Annotated in this window: 13 protein-coding genes; all 13 read left to right on the top strand. The window is 73.2% G+C overall.

Features of this window, described 5'->3' with window-relative positions:
• The first annotated feature begins 4 nt into the window (after positions 1 to 4).
• On the top strand, positions 5 to 1,846 hold the full coding sequence (locus Ari01nite_RS36855; protein ID WP_203787144.1) for an ABC transporter permease subunit: 1,842 nt from the start codon (positions 5 to 7) through the stop codon (positions 1,844 to 1,846).
• The gene (locus Ari01nite_RS36850) at positions 1,843 to 2,604 is read left to right on the top strand and encodes an SDR family NAD(P)-dependent oxidoreductase (RefSeq protein ID WP_203787142.1); all 762 of its coding nucleotides are present in this window, start codon (positions 1,843 to 1,845) and stop codon (positions 2,602 to 2,604) included. The genes Ari01nite_RS36855 and Ari01nite_RS36850 overlap by 4 nt, the downstream gene beginning before the upstream one ends.
• Positions 2,605 to 2,630: 26 nt before the next feature.
• Entirely contained in the window at positions 2,631 to 3,908 is a 1,278-nt protein-coding gene (locus Ari01nite_RS36845; protein WP_203787140.1) for an aspartate aminotransferase family protein, read from the top strand.
• Positions 3,908 to 5,116, top strand: coding sequence for an enolase C-terminal domain-like protein (locus tag Ari01nite_RS36840; RefSeq protein ID WP_203787138.1), 1,209 nt, complete (start codon positions 3,908 to 3,910; stop codon positions 5,114 to 5,116). Before Ari01nite_RS36845 ends, Ari01nite_RS36840 begins: the two co-directional genes overlap by 1 nt.
• A 49-nt stretch (positions 5,117 to 5,165) precedes the next feature.
• Entirely contained in the window at positions 5,166 to 5,957 is a 792-nt protein-coding gene (locus Ari01nite_RS36835) for an SDR family NAD(P)-dependent oxidoreductase (protein WP_203787136.1), read from the top strand.
• Complete coding sequence (locus tag Ari01nite_RS36830; protein WP_203787134.1) at positions 5,942 to 7,447, top strand: M81 family metallopeptidase; 1,506 nt, start codon at positions 5,942 to 5,944, stop codon at positions 7,445 to 7,447. The genes Ari01nite_RS36835 and Ari01nite_RS36830 overlap by 16 nt, the downstream gene beginning before the upstream one ends.
• Positions 7,444 to 8,454, top strand: coding sequence for a class I mannose-6-phosphate isomerase (locus tag Ari01nite_RS36825; protein ID WP_203787132.1), 1,011 nt, complete (start codon positions 7,444 to 7,446; stop codon positions 8,452 to 8,454). The genes Ari01nite_RS36830 and Ari01nite_RS36825 overlap by 4 nt, the downstream gene beginning before the upstream one ends.
• A complete protein-coding gene (locus Ari01nite_RS36820; protein WP_203787130.1) occupies positions 8,454 to 9,470 on the top strand; it encodes a zinc-dependent alcohol dehydrogenase in 1,017 nt (338 codons plus the stop codon). The genes Ari01nite_RS36825 and Ari01nite_RS36820 overlap by 1 nt, the downstream gene beginning before the upstream one ends.
• The gene (locus Ari01nite_RS36815; protein ID WP_203787128.1) at positions 9,470 to 10,576 is read left to right on the top strand and encodes a zinc-binding dehydrogenase; all 1,107 of its coding nucleotides are present in this window, start codon (positions 9,470 to 9,472) and stop codon (positions 10,574 to 10,576) included. Before Ari01nite_RS36820 ends, Ari01nite_RS36815 begins: the two co-directional genes overlap by 1 nt.
• Entirely contained in the window at positions 10,576 to 11,562 is a 987-nt protein-coding gene (locus tag Ari01nite_RS36810) for an alcohol dehydrogenase catalytic domain-containing protein (protein WP_203787126.1), read from the top strand. The genes Ari01nite_RS36815 and Ari01nite_RS36810 overlap by 1 nt, the downstream gene beginning before the upstream one ends.
• Complete coding sequence (locus Ari01nite_RS36805) at positions 11,559 to 12,290, top strand: SDR family NAD(P)-dependent oxidoreductase (protein WP_203787124.1); 732 nt, start codon at positions 11,559 to 11,561, stop codon at positions 12,288 to 12,290. Before Ari01nite_RS36810 ends, Ari01nite_RS36805 begins: the two co-directional genes overlap by 4 nt.
• A gap of 32 nt (positions 12,291 to 12,322) precedes the next feature.
• On the top strand, positions 12,323 to 14,785 hold the full coding sequence (gene fxsT / locus Ari01nite_RS36800; protein ID WP_203787122.1) for an FxSxx-COOH system tetratricopeptide repeat protein: 2,463 nt from the start codon (positions 12,323 to 12,325) through the stop codon (positions 14,783 to 14,785).
• A gap of 180 nt (positions 14,786 to 14,965) precedes the next feature.
• On the top strand, positions 14,966 to 15,538 hold a 573-nt coding region (locus Ari01nite_RS36795), incomplete at its 3' end, for an RICIN domain-containing protein (RefSeq protein ID WP_203787120.1).

The following is a 15,538-nucleotide window of genomic DNA, read 5'->3' as shown; positions in this document are numbered from 1 at the left end:
AAGCGTGTCGATCGCGTCCGTGGCGGGCAGCCGCCGATACCTCGTACCCGGTGAACCCAGCCGGCGCAGTGGCCTCGCGCTGCTCTGCCTCGTGCTGGTGGCCTACTTCGGAATCTCCTTCGACAACTTCCTCACCGTCTCGAACGGCCTGACCATCCTGATGAACGTCTCGGCGATCGCCATCGCGGCGGTCGGCGCCATGCTCCTGCTCATCTCCGGCAACGTGGATCTCTCGATCGGCGGCCAGTACGCGCTCATCTCCGTCATCACCGCCCAGTTCGCCAAGGACTCGGGCAACGTGGTGCTGGCGGTGGTGGCCGGACTGGTCGCCGGCCTGATCCTGGGCGCCACCAACGGCATCCTGGTCCGCTACATGAAGATCTCGCCGCTGATCGTGACGCTGGGCACGATGGCGGTCTTCAAGGGCCTGGCGTACCTGGTCAGCGAGGGCCGATCGGTCTTCGGGTTCGCCGAGTCGTTCATCTTCCTGGGCCGCGCCCGGATCAACACGGTGCCGCTGCCGGTGATCATCGCGGCCGTCATCTTCATCGCCGGCGGCCTGTGGCTGCTGCGGACCTCGGGCGGGCTGCGCCTGTTCGCGATCGGCGGCAACGCGAACGCGGCCCGGCTCACCGGCGTCAACGTGGACTGGACCGTGGTCCGGCTCTACGTGCTCAACGGCCTGCTGATGGGCGTGGTCGCGGTGCTCACCACGGCCCGCCTGGGCAGCGGCACGCCACAGATCGGCACCTCGTTCGAGCTGGACGTGCTCACCGCGGTCATCCTCGGCGGGGTCGGTTTCGCCGGCGGCAGCGGGCACCCGGCCGGCGTGTTCGTCGGCGTGGCCACCATCGGCATCCTCAGTTCCGGGTTGATCTTCGCCGGCCTCGAGGACTGGTGGCAGCAGATCAGCAAGGGGCTGGTGCTGCTGCTCGCGCTCGGCGCCGACCAGATCGCCGAGCATCGCCGGGCCCGTTCGCTGCGCAAGGAGGCACCCCCCGACACCGGCGAGGTCAAATCAACATCCAAACCCATGGACGAGTACGACCTGGAGCGCGATCCGGCGCACGAGCCGGGCCCCGTGGTGATGACCGCCACCGGCCTGTCCCGTCGCTTCGGTTCGGTCTTCGCCCTGCGGGACGGCACCTTCTCGGTGCGCTCCGGCGAGGTGGTCTGCCTGGTCGGTGACAACGGCGCCGGCAAGTCCACGCTGATCAAACTGATCTCGGGCGTCCACCGGCCGGACTCGGGCACGATCGAGCTGGACGGCCGGGAGGTCAGTTTCGGCGGTCCGATCGACGCCCGGCGGGCCGGCATCGAGACCGTGCACCAGGACCTCGCGGTCTGCCCCAACCTCGGGGTGGCGCACAACCTCATCCTCGGCGACGAACCGAAGAAGCGGCTGCTCGGCTTCATCCCGGTGCGCGACGACGCCGCGGCCGTCGCCCGTACCAAGCAACGATTGGCCTCGCTCGGCATCACGCTGACCGACCTGAACCGCTCGGTGGGCCGGCTCTCCGGCGGCCAGCGGCAGTCGGTGTCGATCGCCCGCGCCATGAAGGACGGCGTGAAGCTCGTGATCCTGGACGAGCCGACCGCGGCGCTCGGCGTCACCCAGACCCGCAACGTGCTGCGGATCGCCCGGCAGGCCGCGGACAACGGCGCCGGCGTGATCCTGATCAGCCACGACATCCGCACGGTCTTCGCGGTCGCCGACCGGGTCGTGGTGCTGCGCCTCGGCCAGGTGGTCCACGACGACACCATCGACCGGGTCACCCACACCAAGCTCCTGCATCTGATGGCCGGCCTGGAGGACGTCTCGGACGCCGAGGGAGTGAAGCAATGACCGCGGACTTCGACCTGACCGGGCGCCGGGTGCTGGTCACCGGCGGCGGCGACGGCCTGGGCCGGCAGATGACCGGGGCGTTCGTGGACGCCGGCGCCACCGTGGTGATCTGCGGCCGCCGCCCGGAGCCGCTGGAGCGGACCGCGGCCGAACTGAGCAACGTGATCCCGGTCCGGGCCGACGTCACCGTCCCGGCCGACGTGGAGCACCTGGTCACCGAGGCCGGGCCGATCGATGTACTGGTCAACAATGCCGGCCTCGCCCACCGCGCCCCCTGGCCGGAGGCCAAGGCCGAGGACTGGCGCTGGATCATGCAGCTGAACGTCGAGGCGCCGTTCACGCTGTTCCAGAAGTTCGTGCCCGGCATGATCGAGCGCGGCTGGGGCCGGGTGATCAACGTGGCCTCGGTGTACGGCCTGGTCGGCGGCGACGCGTCCCGCTATCCCGGCATCGGCCTCGACATCGCGTCGTACTTCGCCAGCAAGCACGCGCTGGTCGGGCTCACCCGGTTCCTCGCCGCGCAGGTGGGGCCGTCCGGGGTGACCGTCAACGCGCTCTGCCCGGGCATGTTCCCGAGCCCCGCCAACGACGACGCCCTGCAGCCCGAGGTGATCGACGCGCTCGAACGCGGCACCCCGATGGGCCGGCTCGGCACCGACCGGGAACTGCGTTCCGCCGTACTTTTCCTGGCCGCGCCCGCCTCGTCGTTCGTCACCGGCCAGAGCCTCGCCGTCGACGGCGGCTGGACCGTCTGGTAGGCCGTTCACCGCTTAGGAGCACCACCATGCGATTCACCGCTTCCCGGCAACGGATAGAGGACGCCTCCGACCTGGTCGTCAACGGCGTGAACAGCGCGTTCCGGCAGGGCATCCGGCCGCACCCGCTGGTCTTCACGGCCGCCGACGGCGCGATCCTCACCGACCTCGACGGCAACCATCTCATCGACTACTTCCTCGGCATGGGCCCGATGCTGCTCGGCCACCGGCCGCCCCCGGTGGTGGCCGCGGCCCGGCAGGCGCTGGACCGCAGCATCCTGGTGGCCGGGCAGACCGAGGCCGAGTACGCGGCCGCACAACTGCTGGCCGATCTGATCCCGTCCGCCGAGCAGGTGCGGTTCGCGCTGTCCGGCAGCGAGGCGGTGCACGCCGCGCTGCGGGTGGCCCGGGCGCACACCGGCCGGTCGACGGTGCTCAAGTTCGAGGGCCACTATCACGGCTGGTTCGACAACGTGCTGTGGAGTGTCGCCCCCGAACCGGCCGACGCCGGGCCCCGGGAGGCCCCCATCCCGGTGCCCGGCTCGGCCGGCCAGCAACCGGCCGACGTGGCCGTTCTGCCCTGGAACGACGCCGGCCTGCTGGCCGAGCGCCTGCGCCGCCACGACGTGGCCGCGGTGATCATGGAGCCGGTCATGTTCAACAACGCCGGCATCCTGCCGCTGCCCGGCTATCTCGAGGCGGCCCGCGCGGCCTGCGACGAAACCGGCACCCTGCTGATCTTCGACGAGGTGATCACCGGGTTCCGGGTGTCGGCGGGCGGCGCGCAGCGCGAGTTCGGCGTCACGCCCGACCTCACCATCCTGGGCAAGGCGCTGGCCAACGGCTTCCCGGTGGCCGCGCTGGTCGGCCGGCGCGGGCCGATGTCCCAGCTCGGCGGCGCGGTGCTGCACGGGGGCACGTACAACACGCAGAGCGTCGCGATGGCCGCCACCGTCGCGACGCTCACCGAGATCGCCGGCGGCGAGCCGTACCGGCGCATCGACCAGGTCGGCAAGCGGCTGATGGACGGCCTGCGCAAGGAGTTCGCGGACGCCGGGGTGGACGCCCGGATCGTCGGCTGGCCCGCGGTCTTCCAGGTACGCCTCGACCCGGTCCCGCCCCGGGACTACCGCGAAGGTTTACGCGCCGACCGGGCCCGGTATGCCGACCTGGCCGCCGCCCTGCTCGACCTCGGCGTCCGGGTGCTGCCCCGCGGCACCTGGTTCGTCTCCGCCGCGCACGAGGACGAGCACGTCGACCGGACGCTGGCCGCGGTGCGCGCGGTGCTGGCCGGGAGGGCTGAGTGATGCGGATCGTCGACGTCCGGGCCACCCCGGTCACGGTGCCGCTGCGCCGCCCGCTGCGCTGGTCGTTCGGGGTCGAGGTGACCACCACCCGGACCATCATCGAGCTGATCACCGACGAGGGCCTGGTCGGCATCGGCGAGACCCGCGGCGGCGACGAGGTGGCCGACGCCGTCGAGTTGCACCGCGACCTGTTCATCGGGCTCGACCCGCTCGAGGTCGGCCGGATCACCCGGCGGTTCGGGGTGTTCCGGATGACCAGCGAGCAACTGGCCCTGGTCGGTGCCGCCAAGCTGGCCGGCGCCGGCATCGAGATGGCCTGCTGGGACCTGGTCGGCAAGGCGCTCGGCAAGCGCTGCGGCGACCTGTGGGGCGGCATCGAGGACGACCGGGTGGAATTCGCCGCGTACGTCTTCTACCGGTACGCGTCGCGCACCGAGGTGGGCAACGGCAACCGGCCCGAGGACGCCGCCGACCACGCCGAGGAACTGTTCGAGACGTACGGCTTCCGGGACATCAAGTTCAAGAACGGCGTGCTCGACCCGCGCCAGGAGATCGCCTCGGTCCGGATGATGCGCGAACGCCTCGGCGACCGGCTGCGCAACCTGCGGCTCGACCCGAACGCGGTGTGGTCGGTGGAGACCAGCGTCCGGGTGCTCAACGAGCTCAACGACTTCGGCCTGGAGTTCTGCGAGGACCCGACCTGGGGCATCGAGGGCATGTCGCTGGTCCGCGAGCGCACGCCCGTGCCGCTGGCGACCAACATGTGCTGCGTAACGTTCGAACAAATTCCGTTGGCCGTACGCGCCCGCGCGGTCGACGTGATCCTCGGCGACGTGCACTTCTGGGGCGGCCCGTCCCCGGTGCTGCAACTGGCCAAGGTGTGCGAGACGTTCAACCTGGGCCTGAGCCTGCACAGCGACCGTGAGCTGGGCATCTCGACCGCGGCCGTGCTGCACCTGGCGGCCGCCGAGACCATGGTCAGCCACGCCATCGACTCGCACCTGCCGGAACAGGCGGACGACATCATCACCACGCCGTTCAGGTTCCGCGACGGTTGCCTCGAGGTGCCGGCCGGTCCGGGCCTGGGCGTCGAGATCGACCGGGACAAGCTGAACTTCTACGCCGAACACCACCGCAAGGTCGGCGAGGCGAGCGAATTCGTGGACCCGGGCCGGGCCGGGTTCCGGGCGAAGTTCCCGAGGTTCTGATGGAGGCGGCTCGTGGTGGGCGCGGGATCTTGACGGGCACGGGGTTCTGATGCGGGTGGCCATCGTGAGCGGCGCGGCCGGGGGCATCGGGTCGCGGATCGCCGCCCGCCTCGCCGCGGACGGCGCCGCGGTCGCGGTCAACCACCTACCGGGCGAGGAGGCGGCCGGCGAGGCCGTCGTGCGGGACATTTCGGACAGCGGTGGCCTGGCGCTCGCCGTCGCGGCGGATGTGGCCGATCCCGGCGCGGTGCACGCCATGGTCGACCAGGTTCGGGCCACCCTGGGGCCGATCACCTCGGTGGTCTGCAATGCGGCCACCTCGGTGGCCGCGCAGCGGCCGTGGCACACGCTGACCGCGTCCGACTGGCAGCGCGTGCTCGCGGTGAATGTGACCGGCGCATTTAACCTCTGTCAGGCGACATATCCGGATCTGGCCGCGGAATGGGCGGGCAGCGGCGCGGTGGCCGGCGAGGGCGGCGGTGGGCCGGGCGGTTCGATTGTTGTTCTGTCGTCCGTTACGCCGCTTCTTGGGCGTACCGGGAATTTGCATTATGTCACTTCAAAGGCGGCACTCATCGGCTTCACCCGTGCGCTTGCGCGGGAGGCGGGACCGGACGGCGTGCGGGTCAACGCGATCGCACCCGGCGCCATCCGCACGCCGGCCGAAGCCGTCTACGGCGACCCCGAGGACGTGGACGCCGCCATGTTCGCGCTGCAGTCGCTCCGCCGCCGTGGTGAGCCGGCCGACGTGGCCGCCGCCTGCGCGTTTCTGCTGAGTGACGAGGCGTCCTTCATCACCGGGCAGTTGCTGGTCGTCGACGGAGGGTGGGCGATGCACTGATGGGCCGGATCGCGGTGGCGAGCATCATCCAGGAGACCAACACCTTTTCGCCGCAGCCGTCCACGCTGGACGACTTCGTGGCGCAGGGCTACTGGCGGGGCGTCGAGGCCGCCGACCGGTCGGCCGGCACCAACACCGAGATCGCCGGCGCGATCGCGCACGTGCACCGGTCCGGGCACCAGCCGGTGCCGATCGTGCGGGCCTGGGCGATGTCCGGCGGGGTGCTGACCGCGCGGGCGTTCGCGGTGCTGCGCGGGCAACTGTTCGACGGGCTGATCGGGGCCGGCCCGCTGGACGCGCTGGTGCTCTGCCTGCACGGCGCGCTGGTGGCCGAGGGGGAACCGGCCGCCGACGCGGTGCTCGCCGAGACCGCCCGGGCCGCGCTCCGGCCCGGCACCCCGGTGATCGTGACGCACGACCTGCACGCCAACCTGACCGGCCGGATCGTGGCGGCCGCGGACGCGCTGGTCGGCTTCCACACGTACCCGCACATCGACCAGGGCGACACCGGCCGGCGCGGCGCGGTGCTCGCGGTCGACCTGCTCGCCGGCCGGAAGAGGCCCGGAACCGTGCTGGCCAAGCGCCCGCTGCTGATCCCGGCCGAGGCGCAGGCCATCGCCGACCCGCCGATGGGAGCGTTGCGCCGGCTCGCCGACGAGGCCACCGTGGGGCCGATCCTGGATGTCTCGCTGTTCCCGGTGCAGCCCTGGCTCGACGTACCGGAGCTTGGTTTCGGGGTGACCGTGACCCACGACGGCGACGAGGCCGCGGCACGGGCCGTGGCCGACCGCATCGCCGGCGCCGCCTGGGCGGCCCGGGAGTCGTTCGCGGTGCACCCGGTTCCGGTGGACGACGCGGTCGCCGCGATCCGCCCCGGCCGCGGCCCGGTGCTGCTGGTGCAGTCGGCCGACTCACCCACGGCCGGCGCCACCGCGGACAGCGCCGTCGTGGTCGCCGCGCTGCTCAAACGGGCCGGCGAGATCCGGGCCGTGGCCACCCTGGTGGACGCACCCGCGGTCGACGCCTGCCACCGCGCCGGCATCGGCGGCCTGGTCAACACCCCGATCGGTGCCACCCTGGACCGCCGCTGGTCCGAGCCGGTGCGGGTGACCGGAACGGTGACCCGGCTGGCCGCCGACCCGGTGGTGCTCACCGGCGACTCGATGACCGGGCAGACCGTGGCGCTGGGCCGCTGGGCGGTGCTGGACACCGGTTCCGGGCTGGGCCTGCTGCTCACCGAACGCCCGGCACCCACCTTCGACCCGGCCGGCTACCGGCACGCCGGACTGGAGCCGGCCGACGTGGACGCCGTGCTGGTCCGCTCGGCCACCATGTACCGCGCCGGTTTCGCCGGCCAGTACGCCGAGGCGGTGCTGCTCGACCTGCCCGGCGCCAGCACCCCGCGGCTCGACTACCTCACCTTCCAGCACGCCCCGCGCCCGCTGTTCCCGCTGGACCCCGGACCGCTGCAAGGTGGGGAGGACGGATGACCCACCCGCTGCGCCTGGCCGACAACCGGGTGCCGGTCTACTACGCCGGCGGCGAGCGGATCAGCGAGTTCCGCGGCGTCGCACCGGCCACCGGTCCCGAGGACTGGGTGGGCTCGCTGTCCGCGCTGCCGTCCGCGATCCTCCCGGCCGGGCACCCCGCCGACACCGGCGTCTCCCGCACCGGAGCGGGCTCGCTGGCCGAACTGGTCGCCGCCGATCCGGCCGCATGGCTGGGCGAGAAGCTGGCGGCGGCCTACGGCGGATCGAGCGGCGTGCTGGTCAAGCTGCTCGACGCGGGGGAGCGGCTGCCGGTGCACTGCCACCCGGACCGGCAGTTCGCGCGTGCCCGCCTGGGAAGTCTGTTCGGCAAGACCGAGGGCTGGATCGTGCTGGCCACCGCCGCCGACGCGAAGGTCTGGCTCGGCATGCGCGATCAGGTGGACCGCGACGACCTGCGCCGCTGGATCGCCGGCCAGGACACTGCCGCGATGCTCGCCGCCATGAACGAATTGACCGTCCGTCCCGGCCAGGTCCTCTACGTGCCGGCCGGCGTGCCGCACTCGATCGGCCCCGGCGTGCTGATCACCGAACTTCAGGAGCCCACGTCATTCTCCGTGCTGGCCGACCATGACGCCTTCGGCGTCGGCGAGCAGGCCGCGACACTAGGGCTGGGCTGGGACGTCGCGCTCGACTGCTTCGATTTGAGCGGGTACGCGCGGCGAAGCGCCGACCTGCTGCCCACTCCGAGATCGCTGGCCCCCGGTGTGACCAGCCTGTTCGCCGCCGAGGCCGACGAGTTCTTCCGCGCCTGGCGGGTCGACTGCACGGATGCGGTGCGCCTGGCCGAGCCGTCGTTCGCGGTCGTCGTGGTCACCGAGGGCGCCGGCGAGTGCGGCTCACTGCAGGTGCAGAAAGGCCAAACCCTGGTGATCCCGTACGCCGCGGGCCCGCTCGAGTTCCGCGGCAGCGTCACCGCCATCGTCTGCCTACCACCGGAGGTGCCGTGATGCGGCAAACCTGGATCACCGCGCCGGGGTCCGTGGAGGTGCGCGAGGTGGCCGAACCGGTACCCGCCGCCGGGGAGGTGCTGGTCGAGGTCGCGTACGCCGGGATCTGCGGTTCCGACCTGCACACCCTTCGGCGCGGGCACCCTTGGCTGCCCTACCCGATCGCGCCCGGACACGAGGCCTCCGGCGTGGTGCTCGGCGGCCCGGGGTTCGCCCCGGGCCGCCGGGTCTACCTGCGCCCCGCGGTCTCCTGCGGCAGATGCTTCTACTGCGCCCGAGGCCGCACCAACCTCTGCGCCAACCTGATCGGCGTCGGCTCCCACACCCCCGGCGCTTTCGCCGAACGCTTCGCGGTCCCGCCCGCCGCCCTGGCCCCCGTCCCCGACGGCGTCTCGCTGGCGGCAGCCGCCATGACCGAGCCGTTGGCCACCGCAGTGCACGCCGTGTCGGTGGCCGCCCCCGCCGGCCTGGCCGGCGCCACGGTGGCCATCCTCGGCGGCGGCACCATCGGCCAGTGCATGCTGCTGGCCGCCCTGGGCGCGGGCGCCGGCGAGGTGGTCCTCACCGACCCGGTCGCTTCGAAACGCGACCTGGCCCGCTCGCTGGGCGTCGCAGCCACGGTGGACCCGTCGTCCGATGCGGCCGAGGGCGAGATCCGGGCGGCGCTTGGTGGGCGGCCCGATGTGGTTTTCGACTGTGTGGCCGGTCGGGCGACTCTGGCCGGTGCGGTCCGGCTGGCCATGAACGGCGGGACCGTGGTGGTGGTCGGGGTGGGGCACGGGCCGATGGACCTCACCGTCGAGGCGGTGCAGGACCACGAGATCCGGATTGCCGGGTCGGCCATGTATGTGGCGGCGGACTTCGCGGCGGCCGAGCGGCTGATCGCCGGTGGGGCGCCGGTGGAGCGGCTGATCACCTCCGTCCGGCCGCTTGCGGGGGCGCCGGAAGCGTTGGCGGCGGCGGCCGCCGGGGGCGAGGTCAAGATTCATCTGGCGGGGCCACAGGGAGGTGCCTGATGCGGGTAGCCACGGCGGTGCTGGTGGCGGCGCGGGAGCCGCACGCGATGCTGGACGTCACGGTGGCCGAGCCTCGGGACGGGGAGGTCCGGGTGCGGATGGCCGCGTCGGGCGTCTGCCACTCGTGCCTCTACGCGATCGACGGTGAGCATGCCGCGATCCCGAAGCCGATCATTCTCGGCGACGAGGGGGCCGGCGTGGTCGAGTCGGTCGGACCGGGCGTCACCGGGGTCGCGGCCGGCGATCACGTTGTGGTCTCGTGGGCGCCGGGCTGTGCCACCTGCCGCACCTGCCGGCAGGGACGGCCGGCGCTCTGCACCCGGCAGCCGCCGCTGGGGCGGATGGCCGACGGCGAGACCCGGTTCCGGCACGCGGGCGGGGAGGTCTTCCACTACGGGCCGGCCACCAACGCGCCGTTCACCGTCGTCACCGAGCGCGCGGTGGTGCCGATCGACCCGGCCGTTCCTCTTGATCTGGCAGCGCTGATCGGCTGCGCCGCCACCACGGGAGTGGGCGCCGTCCGCAACACCGCGCGGGTGCGCACCGGCGACGGGGTCGCGGTGGTCGGGTGTGGCGGTGTGGGCATGGCCGCCCTGCATGCGGCGGCGCTGGCCGGCGCGTACCCGGTCATTGCCCTTGATGTTCAGCCTTTGAAGTTTCCGGCCCTGCTCCGGATGGGCGCCACCCACTGCGTGAACGCCGGCGACCCGGACGCCGCCGAGCAGGTGCGGGCGATCGTGGGACGCGGCGTCGACCACTCCTTCGTCACCACCAGCGCGGCGAGTGCGTTCCCGCTGGCCATGACGGTGCTGGCGGCCCGCGGCACGTGCGTGCTGATCGCCGGGTACCCGGACGGGGCGAGCGTGACGTTCGACCCGGGGCATCTGCTCAACGGTGAGCGCCGGATCGTGGCCAGCAAGTACGGCTCCTCGAACCCGCCGGTGGACTTCCCCGACCTCGCCGGGCTCTATCTGGCCGGCCGCCTCGACCTGGCGGCCATGGTGTCGCACCGGTGGCGTCCCGAGCAGATGGACGAGGCCTACGACGCCCTGCGCGCGGGCACCGCCACCCGCGGGCTGATCGTGTTCGACGAGGCGGTGGCCTGATGCGGGCCGTGCTGGCCACCGGGCCGGGCGAACTGACCGTCACCGACCTGCCCGACCCGGCTCCGGCGCCGGACGGGGTGGTGATCGCGGTGCGCGCCTGCGGCATCTGCGGCACCGACCTGCACCTGCTCGGCGGCGACCTGGGGCAGGACCGGTTCCCGCTGGTGCCGGGGCACGAGCCGTGGGGCGAGATCGTCGCCGTCGGCGCGGACGTGCGCGGGCACCAGGCCGGCGACCTGGTGGCGGTGGATCCGTCGCTGCACTGCGGCGCCTGCGACCGGTGCCGCCGCGGCCAGGGCAACATGTGCCGGGAGTGGGCCGCGATCGGCGCCACCACGGCCGGCGCCTGGGCCGAACTCACCGCGGTGCCGGCCGCCAACCTGCACCGGCTCGAGCCGGACTTCCCGCTGGACGCCGCCCCGCTGGCCGAGCCGGTGGCCTGCGCCGAGCGGGGCCTGCGCCGCCTCGCGCCGCAGCCGGACCAGCCGGCCGTCGTGTTCGGCGCCGGCACCATGGGCCTGATCCTGGCGATCCTGCTGGACGCCCGCGGGGTCGGCCCGGTGACGGTGGTCGACGTCAACCCGGCCCGCCGGCAACTGGCCGCCCGCTTCACCGGCGCCACGGTGGCCGCACCGGCGGACGTCACCGGCCTGCGGGCGCCCTGGGTGATCGAGGCGACCGGCAACCCGGCCGCGTTCGAGCAGGCCCTCGCGTGCGTCGACCGGGCCGGCAGCCTGCTCGTGTTCGGCGTGGCGTCGCCGGACGCGCGGGCCGCGGTGTCGCCGCACCGGATCTATGCCGACGAGCTGACCATCGTCGGCTCGATGGCCATCCTGCACAGCTTCCCGCCGGCCGTCGACACGGTGCGCCGGCACGCCGGCCGGCTCGCGCCGCTGGTCACCGACCGGTTTCCGCTCGACCAGGTGGACGCGGCCCTGAACCTGGTGCGCTCCGGCGCCACGGTCAAGACGGTGCTGACCCCGTGAGCCGGCGGATCCTGGTCACCGGTGCCCGGCGGGGGATCGGCGCGGCGATCGCGGCCGGTCTCGCCGAGCCGGGTGGCCGGCTGGTGCTGCACCACCTGGACGCGCCGAAGGAGGCGCTCGCGGTGGCCCGGCGCTGCCGGGAGCGGGGTGCCGCGGTCGAGATCCTGGAGGCCGACCTGTCCGACATGGCCGCGGTGCAGCGCCTGGCGGCTGCGGCCGGGCCGATCGACGTGCTGGTCAACAACGCGGCGCGGGCGTCGAACGTGGCCATCGAGGAGCTCACCCCGGCCGAGTGGCAGGCCACCTTCGCGGTCAACGTCACCGCCCCGATGCTGCTGAGCCGGGCTCTCGGCGCCGGCATGGCGGAGCGCGGCTGGGGCCGGATCGTCAACATCACCTCGGCCACGGTGCGGCTCGGTGGCCCGTCCGGACCCTCCTATGTGGCCAGCAAGGCGGCCCTGGTGGGCCTCACCCGGTCGCTGGCACGCACCATGGGCGGTGCCGGCATCACGGTGAACGCCGTGTCGCCCGGCGCGATCCGCACCGAGAGCGAGGCCGAACTGTCCGGCGGCCGGGACCAGGACGCCGAGATCCTCGCGACCCAGGCGATCCCGCGCCGCCTGGTGCCGGCCGACCTGGTGGCCGTGGTGCGCTTCCTGACCGGCCCGGACGCGGGCGCGACGACCGGACAGGTGATCGAGGTGGGCGCCGGCCTGGTCTACCGCTGACGCGGCTTGGTCCACTGTGATGAGGTGGGTCCATGTCCGGCCACGTCTTCATCAGCTACAGCCGCCGCGACCGCGAGTACGTGACCGGACTGGCCGACCACCTGACCCGGGCGGGCGTACGGGTGTGGCTGGACACCGACGAACTCGCGGTGGGCGACCGGTGGGAACACGTGGTGCGTGACCGGGTCGACGACTGCGCCGCGATGATCGTGGTGATGAGCCCGGCGGCGGAGGCGTCCCCGCACGTTGGCAACGAGTTGCAGCGGGCCCGCGACCAGGGCAAGCCGATCCTGCCGGTGCTGCTGGCCGGCACCGCGTTCTTCGCGCTCGGCACCAGCAACTACTTCGACGCCCGCGCCGGACAGCTGCCCGACCGGCGGTTCGTCGACCGACTCGGCGGCGTCGCGGTGCCGGATGGCGGCGCCCGGTCCCTGGTGGTCGGCGACCTGCCGGGCGAGGCGGTGGCGTGGCAGGAACGACCCGGTCCGGTGGACGAGCTGGTCCGCTCCGCCGGTCTGGGCGGCACGGCGGTCATCGCGGCGCTGACCGGGCAGCGCGGGGTGGGCAAGACGCAGCTGGCCGCCGCCTACGCCCGGCTGCGGATCCGGCACGGCTGGCCGATCGTGGTGTGGGCGAACGCGGCCGGCGCGGCCGGCATCGTCACCGCCCTGGACGAACTGGCCACCGCGGCGGGCCGGCGCCGGCCGGAGGACGATCCGGTGCAGGCGGCCCGGGCCGGCCTGCGGTGGCTGCGCGACCATCGCGGCCCCTGTCTCCTGGTCTACGACAACGCGGTGGACGCCGACCTGATCCGCGCGTGGACACCGCCGGTCGGTTCGGTGCACACCGTCGTGACCACCACGGTCCGGGCCCTCGACGCGCTCGGCGAGCTGGTCGACGTCGACCTGTTCACCGCCGCGGAGGCCGGGTCGTACCTGCGCCGGCGCACCCGCCTGGACGACGACGCCGGTGCGGCCGAACTGGCGGCGCATCTGGGCCACCTGCCGCTGGCGCTGGCCCATGCCGGTGCGGTGATCGGGGCCGGCCGGCGCTATCCCACCTACCGCAGATATCTGGCGGCCGCGGCGGGCACCAGCACCGCGGAACTGCTGCCACGGACGGCCGGCGACCCGTATCCGTTCGGGCTGGCCGAGGCGATCCTGCTCAGCCTGGACGATCTCGGCCGGGCCGAGGCGAGCGGTTCGGCGCGCCGGCTGCTGGACCGGCTCGCGGTGCTGGCCCCCGTCGGCGCCGACCCGGTGCTGCTGGGCCATCTGGTCGAGGGGGTGGACGAGGCCGCCGCCGTCCTGGCCGGCCGGTCGCTCGCCGTGGCCGGCGACGGCGAGCGCCTGGTGGTCCACCGCCTGATCCAGCGGGTGGTCCGGGAGCGGGCCGGCTCGGCGGATCGGGCGGTGACCGGGGCAGCGACGGCGATCGGTGCGGCGGCCGAGCGGGTGGCCGAGCGGTGGGAGCAGCGCGCATTGCTCACCGAGTACGCCGAACACGGCCAGGCCCTGCTGGCACACGCCACCGGCGAGGGCCCGCGCCGGCAGGTGGTGTCGCTGCTCGTGCGGCTGACCCACCTGCTGGTCAAGGCGTTCAGCCTGACGCACAGCGTGATCGTGGGTGCCGCGCTGGCGGCCGACGCCGAGGCGGTGCTCGGCGCCGACCACCCGGACACGCTGGCCCTCCAGCACGACCTGGCCTCGGCGTTCCAGCAGATCGGCCGGCACGTCGAGGCCGTCGTGCGATTTGCCGCTACGCTCGCCGCCCGCGAACGGGTGCTCGGCCCGCTCCATCCCGACACCCTGACCTCACGCCACGGTCTCGCCAGTGCCTACCGCGCGGCCGGGGAGCCGCACCGGTCCTTCGCGTTGTTCACCCGGACGCTCGTCGACCGGCAGCGGGTGCTGGGCACCGAGCACCCGGACACCATCCAGACGCGCAACGACCTGGCGGGTGCCTGCGCGTCCCTCGGCCGCCGGGAGGAGGCCTTCGCATTGTTCGGCCGTACGCTCGCCGAACGCGAACGGGTGCTCGGCCCGGACCACCGGGACACCATCGCGTCCCGCAACAACCTGGCCGGCGCCTACGAGGCGATGGGCCGGCGGGACGAGGGCGCCGCGTTGTACGGCCGGGCCCTGGCCGATGCCGAGCGGGTGCTGGGCGTGGGCCATCCGCTGACCGTCGCGGTGCGCAACAACCTGGCCTGCACCTATCGGGAACTGGGCCGGCACGACGAGGCCATCGAGCTGTCCACCCGGGTGCTGGCGGACAGCGAGAACGCGTTCGGCCCGGATCATCCGCACACGCTGACCTCCCGCAACAACCTGGCGGGGGCCTGCCAGGCGGCCCGCCGGTACGACCGGGCCATCGCCCTGCTGACCGACAACCTGGCGGCCTGTGCGCGTGTGTTCGGCCCGGACCACCCGCGGACCCACGGGGCGCGGACCAACCTGGACAGCGTCCGCGCGGATGCCGGCAAGCCACGATAGTGCGCCGAAATGTTTTCGGTACGGCCTGAAAAGTCATTGCTATTGACGCGTACCCATGTGCTGGTATTTTCCTGAAAAGGTTTTCGACGGGCCTCCCCATCCCGTCGATTCGGCCGCACGGAAAGTGCCAGTTCCGTCCCGGCTCGTGCGGCAGCTTCCTGTCCTGAGAAGGGATCCCCGATGCTCCTCACTAGGATTTCGCGCCGGACCAGACGGGTCGGCGCGGCCACGCTCACCGGCACGCTGGTGCTCGGCGGGCTGTTCCTGGCGGCCCGGCAGGCGGACGCCGCCACGGCGTTCACCAGCACGGCCGTCAACACCGGCAACAGCAACTGCGCGACGGTGCCCGGCTCCACCGCCGGTCAGCAGCTCAACCAGTCCGGCTGTGCGTCCGCCGCCAACCAGTCGTTCAGCTTCACCCCGGTGGCCGGCACCGCCGACCAGTACAACGTGGGCACCTCGACGGCCGGCAGCTGCCTCGACGTGTCCGGCGCCGGCACCGCCGACAACGCCCAGGTCATCCAGTGGACCTGCCACAGCAACGCCAACCAGCGCTTCCAGCTGCGCGCGGCGGGTGCCGGGCCGAACACGTTCAACCTGGTCGCGGTCCACTCCGGCAAGTGCGTGGCACCGGCCGGCGACGCGGCGGCAGCCGGCACCGCGCTGGTGCAGATCACCTGCAGCACGGCGGCGGCCCGGGTGTGGCGGCTGCCCGGATACAGCAACACGACGCCGACCACCCCGCCGACCGGC

The sequence above is a fragment of the Paractinoplanes rishiriensis genome (assembly GCF_016862375.1).
GTDB classification, from domain to species: domain Bacteria; phylum Actinomycetota; class Actinomycetes; order Mycobacteriales; family Micromonosporaceae; genus Actinoplanes; species Actinoplanes rishiriensis.
Note: the sequence above shows the minus strand (reverse complement) of the source record. Positions and strands in the feature narration are given on the sequence as shown.

Bases quoted from the DNA above. Each gene is read 5' to 3' on its own strand.
- Ari01nite_RS36835 (WP_203787136.1), top strand. From the start codon at position 5,166: ATGCGGGTGGCCATCGTGAGCGGCGCGGCCGGGGGCATCGGGTCGCGG.
- Ari01nite_RS36820 (WP_203787130.1), top strand. From the start codon at position 8,454: ATGCGGCAAACCTGGATCACCGCGCCGGGGTCCGTGGAGGTGCGCGAG.
- fxsT (WP_203787122.1), top strand. From the start codon at position 12,323: ATGTCCGGCCACGTCTTCATCAGCTACAGCCGCCGCGACCGCGAGTAC.
- Ari01nite_RS36850 (WP_203787142.1), top strand. From the start codon at position 1,843: ATGACCGCGGACTTCGACCTGACCGGGCGCCGGGTGCTGGTCACCGGC.
- Ari01nite_RS36815 (WP_203787128.1), top strand. From the start codon at position 9,470: ATGCGGGTAGCCACGGCGGTGCTGGTGGCGGCGCGGGAGCCGCACGCG.
- Ari01nite_RS36825 (WP_203787132.1), top strand. From the start codon at position 7,444: ATGACCCACCCGCTGCGCCTGGCCGACAACCGGGTGCCGGTCTACTAC.
- Ari01nite_RS36840 (WP_203787138.1), top strand. From the start codon at position 3,908: ATGCGGATCGTCGACGTCCGGGCCACCCCGGTCACGGTGCCGCTGCGC.
- Ari01nite_RS36845 (WP_203787140.1), top strand. From the start codon at position 2,631: ATGCGATTCACCGCTTCCCGGCAACGGATAGAGGACGCCTCCGACCTG.
- Ari01nite_RS36810 (WP_203787126.1), top strand. From the start codon at position 10,576: ATGCGGGCCGTGCTGGCCACCGGGCCGGGCGAACTGACCGTCACCGAC.